Annotated in this window: 9 protein-coding genes; 4 read left to right on the top strand and 5 right to left on the bottom strand. The window is 49.5% G+C overall.

Annotated elements, in window-relative coordinates; translation table 11 throughout:
- Positions 1 to 139: 139 nt before the first annotated feature.
- On the bottom strand, positions 140 to 2,506 hold the full coding sequence (xdhB, locus tag GEV47_RS07880; RefSeq protein ID WP_153234182.1) for a xanthine dehydrogenase molybdopterin binding subunit: 2,367 nt from the start codon (positions 2,504 to 2,506) through the stop codon (positions 140 to 142).
- A 100-nt stretch (positions 2,507 to 2,606) separates the two neighbouring features.
- On the bottom strand, positions 2,607 to 4,196 hold the full coding sequence (gene xdhA / locus GEV47_RS07885) for a xanthine dehydrogenase small subunit (RefSeq protein ID WP_322741585.1): 1,590 nt from the start codon (positions 4,194 to 4,196) through the stop codon (positions 2,607 to 2,609).
- Between the two features lie 557 nt (positions 4,197 to 4,753).
- Here xdhA and GEV47_RS07890 point away from each other — a divergent pair.
- Positions 4,754 to 6,055 carry an NCS2 family permease gene (locus tag GEV47_RS07890; RefSeq protein WP_153234184.1) on the top strand — a complete coding sequence of 434 codons (1,302 nt, stop codon included), beginning with the start codon at positions 4,754 to 4,756 and terminating at the stop codon, positions 6,053 to 6,055.
- A gap of 444 nt (positions 6,056 to 6,499) precedes the next feature.
- Complete coding sequence (locus GEV47_RS07895) at positions 6,500 to 7,567, top strand: sterol desaturase family protein (protein WP_228124630.1); 1,068 nt, start codon at positions 6,500 to 6,502, stop codon at positions 7,565 to 7,567.
- A gap of 77 nt (positions 7,568 to 7,644) precedes the next feature.
- On the opposite strand, the gene GEV47_RS07900 is transcribed toward GEV47_RS07895, so the two are convergent.
- Together GEV47_RS07900 and GEV47_RS07905 are read right to left on the bottom strand one after the other, a co-directional pair.
- The gene (locus GEV47_RS07900) at positions 7,645 to 8,280 is read right to left on the bottom strand and encodes a LysE family translocator (RefSeq protein ID WP_153234186.1); all 636 of its coding nucleotides are present in this window, start codon (positions 8,278 to 8,280) and stop codon (positions 7,645 to 7,647) included.
- A gap of 217 nt (positions 8,281 to 8,497) precedes the next feature.
- Entirely contained in the window at positions 8,498 to 8,674 is a 177-nt protein-coding gene (locus GEV47_RS07905) for a hypothetical protein (protein WP_153234187.1), read from the bottom strand.
- 109 nt (positions 8,675 to 8,783) lie between these two features.
- Here GEV47_RS07905 and GEV47_RS07910 point away from each other — a divergent pair, with 109 nt between their 5' ends.
- Entirely contained in the window at positions 8,784 to 9,734 is a 951-nt protein-coding gene (locus GEV47_RS07910; protein ID WP_153234188.1) for a helix-turn-helix transcriptional regulator, read from the top strand.
- Here GEV47_RS07910 and GEV47_RS07915 read toward each other — a convergent pair.
- Positions 9,729 to 10,838, bottom strand: coding sequence for a threonine aldolase family protein (locus GEV47_RS07915; protein ID WP_153234189.1), 1,110 nt, complete (start codon positions 10,836 to 10,838; stop codon positions 9,729 to 9,731). The genes GEV47_RS07910 and GEV47_RS07915 overlap by 6 nt on opposite strands.
- A 342-nt stretch (positions 10,839 to 11,180) precedes the next feature.
- Between GEV47_RS07915 and GEV47_RS07920 the strand changes: the two genes are divergently transcribed.
- On the top strand, positions 11,181 to 13,208 hold the full coding sequence (locus GEV47_RS07920) for a DEAD/DEAH box helicase (RefSeq protein WP_153234190.1): 2,028 nt from the start codon (positions 11,181 to 11,183) through the stop codon (positions 13,206 to 13,208).
- Positions 13,209 to 13,245 lie beyond the last annotated feature (37 nt).

Genomic DNA, 13,245 nt, shown 5'->3' on the forward strand with positions numbered 1-13,245 from the left:
GTCGCAGAATCACACTAATAAAGCCAAATAAGTAAGGCAAAAAAAACACTTCGAAAATATTTTCGTCATTCCCGCAAACACGGGAATTCGCCTTACGCGCCTTGGATCCCCGCTTTCGCGAGGATGACGACGACATTTTTCAAATCGATTGTGCCGCCATTTCTTCCACTGCTGTCAGTGCTTTCAAAATCGCCTCGCTCGTTGCTGGTGCTTGCAACGGCGGGTTAAAGCGATAGTCAGCAACGCTGGCAATCGCATCACGAATCGCGAAGAAAACCGAGAACGGCAACAATAATGGTGGTTCACCGACCGCTTTGGAACGGTGAATACTGTCGGCGACGTTACGGTTTTTGAATAAATTAGTGCGGAAATCTTTCGGGCAATCGGAGACGCCGGGAATCTTGTAAGTCGAAGGTGCATGCGTCATCAATTTGCCGTCTTTGTTCCACCATAATTCTTCAGTCGTCAGCCAACCCATGCCTTGTATGAACGCACCTTCAACCTGACCGATATCAATCGCCGGATTCAACGAGTTACCGGCATCGTATAAAGAATCTGCGCGCAGCAATCTCCATTCGCCAGTGAGCGTATCAACGATCACTTCGGAAACCGATGCGCCGTAGGCGTAATACGAGAACGGGCTGCCGTTCATGGTCTTGGAGTCCCATGACAAACCGGGCGTTGCATAGAATCCGTCCGACCACAATTGCACACGTGCCAAATAGGCTTTTTGCGCCAGATCAGCAAAGCTCATGCTGTGCTCGCCGAGCTGGATAAAACCCGCTGCGAAAGTAACTGCGGTGACTTCACCGTTGTGCAATTTGGCGAAAAATTCGGCCAGACGTTGACGGATTTTGTTCGCGGCATCTTGCGCTGCCTTGCCATTCAAATCGGCACCAGTCGACGCGGCAGTTGCCGATGTGTTGGCGATCTTGCTGGTGTCGGTTGCGCTGACGCGCACGTTTTCCAGTGGCACACCCAATTCGTGCGCAACCACCTGCGCTACCTTGGTATTGACGCCTTGACCCATTTCTGTGCCGCCGTGATTGACCAATACGGAACCATCGGTGTAGACATGGACCAAAGCACCGGCTTGATTCAAATGCGTCACGTTGAAAGCGATACCGAATTTAAGCGGTGTCAGTGCCAGGCCTTTTTTCAAGACCGGACTAGTCGCATTAAACGCAGCAATGTCCATACGGCGTTGACGATATTCACTGGTATCTTCTAACTCAGCAACCAATTCGTGGATAACGTTATCGACTACTTTTTGACCGTACTGCGTAACGTTGCGGCCTTCTTCATCGTTGCGACCATAGAAATTGACTTTACGAATATCGAGTGCATCGCGACCTAAATTACGAGCGATTTCATCAACGATATATTCAATCGCAATCGCGCCTTGCGGGCCACCGAAACCGCGGAAAGCAGTATTCGATTGCGTATTGGTTTTACCGCATGCTGCACGAATATCAACATCAGATAAGTAGTAAGTGTTATCGAAATGACAGACAGCGCGTGTCGCCACTGGTGCCGACAAGTCGGCAGAGAATCCGGCACGACTCACCATATCTACCTTGGCGGCGAGAATCAGACCATTGTCGTCGTAACCGACTTCGTAATCGTAATGGAAGCAGTGACGTTTGCCGGTGACGATCATGTCGTCGTCACGGTCGGCGCGCAATTTAACCGGGCGCTTCAGCTTCTGTGCGCACACTGCCGCGACGCAAGCCCATAATCCTGATTGCGATTCTTTACCGCCGAAACCACCGCCCATGCGACGGCATTCGACCACGATGTTGTGTGCATGCAAACCCAACGCGTGGGCGACGTGATGCTGCATTTCCGATGGATGTTGGGTAGAACATAGCACCAACATGCCGTTACCTTCTTTTGGAATAGCGTAGGAAATCTGACCTTCCAGATAGAACTGTTCCTGACCGCCGACCAGCAATTCGCCTTTGACGACATGCGCCGCCTTTTCGAATGCTTGCTTTACATCGCCGCGTGCCAGATGCATCGGAGGCAACACATAAGATTTCGCCGCATGTGCTGCTTGCGGTGTCAGAATTGCTGGCAATTCCTCATAATCAATCACCACTTTACGCACTGCACGGCGGGCATTATCGTGGCTATCGGCGACGACCGCAAAAATCGGTTGTCCAATGTACTGCACCAAACCATCGGCCAGAATCGGATCGTCATGAATGATCGCGCCACAATCATTAACCCCGGGAATGTCGCTAGCCAGAAGCACATCGACCACGCCGACAGCAGAACGTACCGCGTCCAGATTAATCGAACGTATCCTGGCGTGTGCTTTTTGTGATAAGCCGAGTGCCGCATGCAAAGTGCCTTGTGATTCAGCGATGTCATCGGTGTAAGTGGCTTCACCAACCACGTGCAAAATTGCCGATTCATGCGGATGTGACTTGCCGACTTCCTTCCATGCGGAAGTATCAGTAGGGTTCAAGGCTTTCAAGAAAGCATCATTTTGCGTATTCATATTCGTCTCGGTCTTTTACTCAGTCTTTTACTCGGTTTTTTCGCAGTATTTCGCAGCTTTTATTCAGGACTGCATTCTTAGAACATTCTCAGATCGTCCGTTAAGCGAACGCATAAGCGTTTACTTGCTCGGTTTGCAACGGCGCATCAACCCGCGTTTCCAACCAGAAGCGACGTAATAGATTTTGCGCTGTTTTCATGCGGTAGGTGTTCGAAGCACGCATGTCGGATAATGGGATGTAATCTTCAGCCATCAATACCATCGCCGCTTTCAGATTAGCTTCGCTCCAGACTTGACCGAGCAATGCAGCTTCTGCTTTCGCGGCGCGCTTCGGGGTTGCGGCCATACCGCCGAAAGCGATGCGAATTGCTGCCACTTTATCGTCCTCAAGCGCGATAGAAAACGCTGCGCAGACCGCAGAGATATCCTGATCAAAACGTTTTGCCAGTTTGTAGGTACGGAACTGAATCGCTTTACTTGGTAACGGCACACGTACGGCCTCAACGAATTCTTCCGGGCGCATGTCTTTTTTCATGTAGTCCAGATATAGCGCTTCCAATGGCATGATGCGTTGGCCTTCTGGACCGCGTAAAACCACTTCCGCGCCCAGTGCGATCAGCCAAGGTGGCGAGTCACCAATCGGCGAACCGTTAGCCACATTGCCGCCCAAGGTACCCGCGTTACGAATCGGTAGCGAAGCAAAACGCTGCCACATTTCGTTCAATTCCGGATAGTGTGCAGCGAGAGCGGCATAAGCATCGTTCAATGTCACGCCGGCACCGATTTCAATTTTGCCGCTGCCGGTAGTGGCAACGGTTGCCAGTTCACTCACTTGACCCAGGAAAATGATATCGCCTAAATCACGCATTTGTTTGGTAACCCACAGACCGACGTCAGTGGAGCCGGCCAGCATTCGCGCGGTTGGATTTGCAGCGCGCACTTCTACCAATTGTGCCAAAGTACGTGGCGCATAGAAAGTTTGGGTGCCATGTTTATAGACAAACATCTCTTCGCGCTGTAATCCTTGCAACGCTTGCTGCAAAGTGGCGCGATCAAAACTCACCGCTGGCAATTCACCCATGCGGTGTGCAGCATCAATGATCGGACGATAGCCGGTGCAACGGCATAGATTGCCGGAGAGGGCGATGTCGATGGTTTTACGCGCTAACGGTTGATGTGCCGGTTGTGTGCCGGATTTGCTTGAGCATGCGCCCGATGAAGCACAAGATGGTGCCTGGCTGCCATCGTTCTTCAAATACAGATCCCACAACGACATCACGAAACCCGGCGTGCAGAAGCCGCATTGCGAGCCGTGGCATTCCACCATGGCTTGTTGCACAGGATGCAAAATTTCTTCTTTTTGCGCATTTGTTTGTTTCAGATCTTCGACCGTAAACAACGCTTTGCCATCCAACGTAGGCAAAAACTGGATACAGGAATTGACCGATTTCATCACCACGCCGTCCGGTCCCATTTCACCGACGACCACGGTACATGCTCCGCAATCGCCTTCAGCACAACCTTCTTTAGTACCGGTGCAATGCAAATCTTCACGCAGATGCTGCAAGATGGTACGGGTTGGCGCCGCCTGATCAACACTGTGCACTTCACCACGGTAAAAGAAGCGAATAGGGCTGGTGCTGGTGTTTGCAGTATGTTCAGAATGAATTTGCGGGGCGAGCGTAGACACGAGAGTCTCCAATGTGGTTTATTTATGGTTGCAGGTTAGCAGCCACGTCAGCCCTGTGCGTAGCAGACAAATGATGTTGAGTATTTACAGAATGAAATAGCATATGCAATTTTCGCCCTATAGAGACTTGCCAAAATGACGCCCGGCTTTCCGATCTTGTTTTTGATGTATTAATTCGTGTATTAATTAGACAAATAATTTAGTCAATTAATGCATGTATAAAAACAAAAAATTGCATCGCGGAATACGTGCTTTTAGCAGCTATTTACCTATACAGCCTCAGGGGATACACCGCAATAAATATCATCCGATTGAAATAATAATTATTTCAAATATGGAATGTTTGATATTACAATCTAGCCGACATTAACATTGTCATAAGGCATCATATTTTGACCGACCTTATGCACCGCGTTAGTCAAAAATTTCTGGAAAAAGTAGGTGAGGCAGTTGTAGCTTGGTTGTAACTTAATTTTGGCTTAGTTATAACTTTATTGCTAGTTTAGCTAACTTACTACCGCCACCACCTCTTTCACGTGACCCTCAAGGAGACGACTATGCAGTTCCTCGACAATTTCTTTAAAATAAAAGAAAGCGGTAGCGATATTCGCACCGAATTAATTGCCGGATTAACCACCTTCTTGACGATGGCCTATATCATCTTCGTCAATCCTTCCATTCTTGGCGATGCGGGCATGCCCAAAGATGCGGTGTTCGTTGCCACTTGTGTGGCCGCCGCGATTGGCACCTTGATTATGGCAATGTATGCCAATTACCCGATCGCACTGGCACCGGGCATGGGACTCAACGCTTACTTTGCCTATGCTGTTGTCAAAGGCATGGGCGTGCCTTGGGAAGTCGCGCTGGGCGCGGTATTTATTTCCGGCTGTTTGTTCATCATTATCAGCCTGGTCGGCGTTCGAGAAGTGATAGTCAACGGCATTCCTCCCTCGATCCGAATTTCCATTACCGCCGGTATCGGCTTGTTTCTTGGTTTGATTGCCTTGAAAAGCGCTGGCATCGTTGCCGCCAATCCTGCCACTTATGTGACCTTGGGCGACCTGCATAAAATGCCAGCAATTTTGGCGATTATCGGTTTCATTACCATCGTGGTACTCGACAAACTGAAAGTCAAAGGCGCGATCTTGATCGGTATTCTCGCCATAACGATACTGAGTTTCTTCATCGGTGATAACAAATTCATGGGCGTGTTCTCCACACCGCCTTCGATAACACCAACCTTGTTCAAACTGGATATCAAGGGCGCATTCAATATGGGAATATTGAATATCGTTCTGGTGTTCTTCCTGGTTGAATTGTTTGATGCCACAGGTACTTTGATGGGAGTTGCCAGCCGCGCCGGATTACTCAAAGACGGCAAAATGCCGCGTCTGAACAAAGCGCTGCTAGCCGACAGTACCGCGATTGTTGCCGGTACGATGTTAGGGACTTCAAGCACCACTGCTTATGTTGAAAGCGCCGCAGGTGTACAAGCAGGTGGCCGTACTGGCTTGACCGCATTGACGGTGGGCGTATTGTTCCTGGCCAGCTTGTTCGTCGCACCACTGGCTGGCGCCGTACCAAGTTACGCTACCGCACCAGCATTGTTTTATGTCGCTTGTCTGATGCTGCGTGAAGTCACACATCTGAATTGGGAAGACACCACGGAAAGCGTACCTGCTGTGATCACCGTGTTGATGATGCCTTTCACTTACTCAATCGCCAACGGTATTGCTTTCGGTTTCATCGCCTATGCCGCCTTGAAATTACTGACAGGTCAATACAAACAAGTGAAGCTGATCGTGTGGATTATTGCTGCTGTGTTCCTGTTTAAGTATATTCACTTGGGTGGGGATTGAGCGATAGTTTCAGTTGATACATCAATAAAAAGGAGCGTTTTGAACGCTCCTTTTTTTGTACTTTTTTTAGGTAGTCCCACCTCAGAAAACTCCACCTTTCGCAACAAATCTTGTTTGAGTTCTGACTCTTGATAGTAACGATTTTTGTCGCTATCACCCGCGTTCGAATCGACTGAACTGGCATACAAAATGTCATGAGAAATTTCACCGTTATTGCGGTTGCTTAAAATTTCAACACTACTGCACTAATTTTTACGTCTGGATGATCCACCTAAAGTAGAATAAGAATTTCCAAATTAATAATTAAATTCCATGGATCAACTTCAAACACCGAAATTGAAAGAGGCGGTACGAGCTGTTACCAAATCGTCGAAACTGGCAAGAGCTGTAGGAGACACTGGCAATTTGCTTAAAGAGAGCGGCGAAATTCGCCCTGGCAAAGGAATGGTAACCAGCATCGTGGCGCTAACTTTGAGTTTCTTGAGTTTGCTCGGCGTTATGGCTTTTCATTTCCCTCAATATCTGACAACACCTGAATTGCGTCATATGTATTCGGTAGAAGTCATGCGCAAAGTTTTGTTTGCTGCGTTACTGGTGGCTGGTGCTTTATCGGTTGGTAATCTGATATTAGGTCAAAAACGCAGCTTCAATGCAGTGGCATTTTTGATGGTGTTAGTTGCCGTATTTTTTGGTGGTTCACGTGTGCCGGTGGGGAATTTCCCTGACCATACACCGTACATCGGTCTTGATTGGTTTATCGTCGATCTACTCGGTTCGACTATTATTTTTATCGTGATCGAAAAACTCTTCCCACTCTATAAAAAGCAAGCCGTATTCCGCAAGGAATGGCAAACCGATATGGTACATTTTGCTGTCAATCATTTCATTATTGGTCTGGCGTTGTTAGTAGTTAACTTTTTTATTCATAGAATTTTCGGCTGGATGGTACATGCCGATTTTCAAGTAATGATCGCAAGTATCCCGGTTTTACCACAGCTATTTTTATGTATCCTGGTTGCTGATTTGATGCAATATGGCGCGCATAGGGCATATCACGAAATACCATTTTTCTGGCGCTTTCATGCCGTCCATCACAGCGTCAAAACCATGGATTGGCTAGCTGGCTCTCGCCAACACATGCTGGAACTGATCACGACACGTGTATTAGTTTTAGGTCCATTGTTTGTTCTCGGCTTTGATAAGTCTGTCGTTGACATGTATATCATCGTCGTCGGCTTTCAAGCTGTGTTTAATCATTCCAATGTACATTTGCCGTGGGGTCCGTTGAAATATATTTTTGTGACGCCTGATTTCCATCACTGGCACCATTCGTCTGAAGCTGAGGCAATTGATAAGAACTACGCAGCACATTTCGCATTTATTGATTACTTCCTCGGTACCGCAGTGAAATCAACTCGCGCATTCCCGGAGGAATACGGCGTCGTCGGTGATTACATGCCTGATGGCTTTTTGAAGCAGCAAGCTTTCCCGTTCAAAAAACAGCCAGAGTAAATCTCGACTTCAGTGCGCTTTGGCCAAAGGGATGTTAAAAATATCCCTTTCATCCCGCCACGCAGCAACCTCATCCATCAAATCCCTTGCCAGCCCTGCACCCCAGTAAACAGCGCCGTTGCGATCAACACCACACCAACCACCCGCGCAACTTTGATCGTTCCGCCTGGATTGGTCACAAACCAATGACTGGCACGACTAGATAGGATCGTGATGACGCCGTACACGCCAAACTGCGTCGATGTCGTAATCGCGCCAAGCGCGATCGCTTGTGCCCAGATCGGCTCTGCGCCTATCCGCAAAAACTGTGGAAAGATCGCCAGCATAAAGACGTAGGCTTTAGGATTGAGCAGACTGGTCAGCATCGCTTGCCGGAAAGTGATGGCGACTGGTGGCGCATGCTGTTGGCGCGTCATATGAAACACGGAATTACTGCGCAAAAATGACCATCCTATCCATGCTATATACGCGCCGCCAGCCAGTAACATCAGGTTGAATAAAGCCGGCCATAATTTCAATACTGCGGCAATCCCCAAGGCACCCATAGTGATATGACAAACACCGCCAGCGACGATGCCGGCTACCGCCGCAAAGCCTGATCGACGCCCACCCACCAAAGAGCTGGCAAGCACAAAAGCCATGTCCATGCCCGGCAAGATGACGACGCCGAAAACAATCAGAAAGAACAACCAAAGATGTAAAGATGTTTGCATTTTTATCTCCTGAAGGGTGCAAAGTTATTCCAAATAATTAATTTAAAAAATGCCTGCGTCATCCTCGCGAACGCGGGGATCCAAATTGCACAACATGGATTCCCGCGTTTGCGGGAAAGACGATGATTTTCAAGCCGGCTATTTTTTCTTATTTAATAAATAGTAATTTTTAAAAATCGAAGAAAACGAATTGCCATTTCAATATCGCAGCTACGCCTTATGCCCATACTGATAGTGCAAACACCACTACCGACGATGCCAGTAACCGCAGCAAATCCGGGACGACTTCTGCCAACCAAAATGAGAGCAAACCGGCAGCCATATCCAACCCCGGCAAGATGACGACGCCCAATGAGGTAATTAGAAACACCCAAAATGGTAAAAACTTATGCATTTCCCATCTCCTTACAACAGTGCCAACAAACAGTTTTTTTGGAACAGTTGTAAGGTTAAAGTTTATTTAGGGCATTATTTGTCCTATTTATCTGCTATTTTTCGTCTTTATGTACCATCCAACCACACGAGTCCTGGCGGTCCTGGAACTGCTGCAAACGCATAGCCGTATTAGCGGTGCGGAGATAGCTGCGCGTCTGGAGATTGACGGCCGCACTTTGCGCCGTTACATCGTCACTTTGGAAGAAATGGGCATACCGATTACCACTGAGCGTGGCCGCCACGGCGGTTATGCTTTAGTCGCCGGGTATAAATTGCCACCTATGATGTTTACCGACGACGAAGCGCTGGCCTTATCCGTCGGTCTGTTAGCGGCACGCAGTCTGGGGCTGGCCGAGGCGGCGCCGGCCGTCGCCAGCGCGCAAGCCAAGTTAGAACGCATCATGCCGAAAAACTTGCAAAGCCGCGTCCGCGCAATCGACGAAACCGTCAAACTGGATTTATCGCACCCGGGCGGTATTCCCAAAAATAACGCTGCACTCATCGTCTTAAGCACCGCAGCGCAATCGCAGCGACGCGTGCATCTGCATTACCGTACCGCACAGAAGGAAGAAAGCCAACGTGACTTTGATGCTTACGGCCTGGCTTATCGCGGTGGTTCCTGGTATGTGGCGGGCATGTGCCATTTGCGCAAAGGCTTGCGCTCTTTCCGCTTAGATCGGATCGCACAAGTTGAATTGCTTGATGCGCACTTTCAGCGCCCGACTGATTTTGATGCGCTGGCACATCTGACCTTTTCGATTGCTACTTTGCCGCGCGCTTACAGCATTGAGGTGTTATTGAAAACGGATCTGAACACCGCTCGTCAATATTTGTATTCAACACTAGGCATCCTTGAACAAACTGTAGAAGGTGTGATGATACGCAGTCAATCCGATGATCTTGACTGGTCTGCACGACAGCTGGCGAGCTTGCCGTTTGAATTTGAGATACGCCAGCCGGCACAATTGCGCGATGCCGTTAAAGCCTGCGCCGAAAAATTATTGCGGGGTACTTTATAGGTTTATCGAACGACTGTCGTCAATCAAGCGTTTAAAATACGGCAACACCTGCGCATTGCTTAACGCGAGCAAATTGTCTCCCACGTACAGTTCGGTAGTGCTCCAACCCGGCACTTCCGCCGCTTGCACAGTCCCAACCACCCAATGCTTTTCTTCTTCGGCAATCTTGTCCCGCGCGGCCATGACTTTGTCATGATGCGCATCAAAATAAATATGCATCATATTGGTTTGCGGTATAGCAGGATTGACCCTGATGCCCGGTAGCGCTTGCAAACCTTCGGCCAGTGCCTGCGCTCTTTGCAGACAGGCATCCATCTGGGCCAGGCGCGCATCGAAATGCATTGCGGCTGATGCCACCATAGGACTTTGATGTACCAGCGTGCCGCCCATGCGGCGTTGCCAGATGCGTGCATTGGCAATGAATTTTTCATCCCCGAGCAAGACCGCGCCGGCGATTCCGCCTATGCCCTTGTACATCGAGACGTAGACCGAATCAAAACCGTCAGCGATTTCTGCATATGTTTTGCCATAAAAGGCACGGCTTTCCCATAGTCGGGCGCCATCCATATGCAAAGCAATGTCGCGCTCCCGCGCTTTATCTTTCAGAGCTTGCAGTTGCTCCCAGCTGGGTAATTGGCCGCCAGCACAGCGGATCGGCAGCTCTACCAACAGGCAAGCCAGATCTTGTTTGATCGCGTCCAGATCGGCAGCCAGCATAGGAGTCAGCCGATTCCCCACTGGCACTCCATGTAACTTCAGCAGCGCCTGATACGCTTGTTCTTCATGACCGATCAGGTGTGAGGTAGGATGCAGGCCAAAACGTGGCAGCGCGCTTTGTTCCGCCCACATCTGAACTGCGATCAATTGCGCCATCACGCCACTGGGCATGAAGACGGCGGCAGGTTTGCCTAATAGTGTGGCTATTTTCTGCTCAAAGCCGCTCAGCAGCTCGCCCTCACCATACACATCGTGCTCTACATTATTTGCCTCGCACCATGCTGCTATCGCGCGAAATTCTTCAGCCGGGCTGGGACTATGGAAGCCCGGGAAAACGACCTGAGATTGCTTGCGGAGCTGTTGGCGCTGAAGATTTGTGTTGGTCATAAAATAAAACCTGAGTAATGGTAAAAGGATAAATGCCGCTAAAAAGGTTTAGTCTGGATGAAAGCTGACACTGTCGTCAATGCCATTTGCGCCATCCGCGTGCATCGAAGTTATGATTTCAACATGGCTTTCTGCCTTCGCGGGAGTAACGATGATTTAATTCACACTCCAACTATGTCTGAACGGCCTCTAAAATGGGCTTTACAGCGCTTTATCCATCAATTCGACTCCAATCTCGTCACAACAGAGTAAACTACGCATCTAATTGTTTTGCATTGTCAGCACCTCTCAACTGACCACTGGTGCGATTCGAATCAACAAGCACAACCAGCGAGTAATCCCATGTCTGAAAAACCAGTTCCCCTATTTACCGATTTAAACCTGAGCGAGCCACTGATACGTGCGCTTAAGGAAGTCGGTTACGAATCACCATCGCCGATCCAAGCGGCCACTATCCCTGCCTTACTGAACAATCGTGATGTATTGGGACAAGCGCAAACCGGTACCGGTAAGACCGCCGCTTTCGCGCTGCCTATCCTGTCACGTATCGATCTCAAGCAAACCACGCCACAAGCGTTGGTATTAGCGCCAACCCGCGAACTGGCCATTCAAGTCGCGGAAGCCTTCCAACGTTACGCTACACATATTCCCGGTTTTCACGTATTGCCGATTTACGGCGGTCAAAGTTACGGTCCGCAACTAAGTGCGTTGCGTCGTGGCGTACACGTGGTGGTTGGTACACCTGGTCGCGTGATTGACCATTTGGATAAAGGTTCGCTGGATTTATCCAAACTAAAAACATTGGTGCTGGACGAAGCCGACGAAATGCTGCGTATGGGTTTCATTGACGATGTTGAGCGGATTTTGCAAGAAACGCCGGAAAGCCGCCAGACCACATTGTTCTCCGCCACCATGCCAGCAGTGATCAAGCGCATCGCCAAAACGTATTTGCGCGATCCGGCAGAAATCACTGTCGCCGCCAAAACCGGTACTGCCGATAACATTCGCCAGCGCTATTGGTTAGTCAGCGGTATGCATAAGCTCGATGCGTTAACACGCATTTTGGAAGCTGAAACTTTTGACGGCATGATCATTTTTTCGCGCACCAAAATGGGCACGGAAGAATTGGCCAGTAAATTACAGGCACGCGGATTTTCCGCAGCCGCGATTAACGGTGATATCAATCAACAGCAACGCGAACGCACTATCCAGCAGCTGAAAGACGGCAAGATCGATATTCTGGTTGCCACTGACGTCGCTGCGCGTGGTCTGGATGTTGAACGCATCAGTCACGTCATCAATTACGACGTTCCACACGATCCGGAAAGCTATACCCACCGTATCGGCCGTACTGGCCGTGCTGGCCGTAGCGGCGAAGCGATTTTGTTCATCACACCACGTGAAAAAAATCTGCTGAAAGCCATTGAGCGTGCAACGCGTCAGCCCGTATCGCCATTGACTTTGCCGACCGTACAAGCGGTTAACGACGTCCGCATCGCCAGATTTAAAGAGCAGATCAGCGCTACTCTAGCGTTAGGTGAATTGGAAGAATACGCTTCCATCATTGAAGATTTTGAACGCGAACAAAATATTCCTGCAGTAGAAATCGCTGCCGCACTGGCCAAAATGGCGCGTGGTAATGAGCCATTGTTGTTGGATAAAAAACCGAGCACATTCGAAAAGTTCGAGCCATCTGAAGCACGTAAATCTTCATCAGGCAAATCCTGGTCAGACGAAAAGCCAGTGCGTGGCGGTCGCTTTGAACGTGGCGAACGTTTTGAAAGGTCAGCACCATCCGAGCGTTTCGAACGCCCGGCACCATCAGAGCGCTTTGAACGTCCTGAGCGCTCAGTACGCCCTGATCAGCTTGAACGCCCAGAACGTGCCGAACGTAGCGAACGCAGCGAACGTCCGGCAGCACCAAGAAAAGATCGCGGGCACAACAACGATTTCGACATGGCGCATTTCCGCATTGAAGTCGGTCACAGTCACGGCGTCAAACCCGGCAACATCGTCGGCGCAATTGCCAACGAAGCTGGCTTGGAAGCCAAACACATCGGCCGCATCGAAATCTTTGATGACTACAGCACCTTGGATTTACCAGCAGGGATGCCGAAAGACTTGATGGAGCATCTGAAAAAAGTCTGGGTGGCGGGACAACAATTGAAGATTGCTCCGGCTGACGAAGCAATGTCGTATAGTGATCAGCCAGTCAAAAAATTCGCTGGCAAACTTAGTCCAGGAAAAACTGGTGGTGATAGAAGAGTTTCTGAAAAAGATGGCGCTAAAAAACCACCGTTTGCGGGCAAAGACAGAGCAGGTAAAGGTGCCCCTGCCAAGCCGCATCGCAAGGGAACCAAGCCTGCCTGATGTGCATAGGTGATTAAAATAAAATGGCGGTGTTCGC

Origin of the sequence: Glaciimonas soli (assembly GCF_009497155.1) — a bacterium.
In the GTDB taxonomy this organism is placed as follows: domain Bacteria; phylum Pseudomonadota; class Gammaproteobacteria; order Burkholderiales; family Burkholderiaceae_D; genus Glaciimonas; species Glaciimonas soli.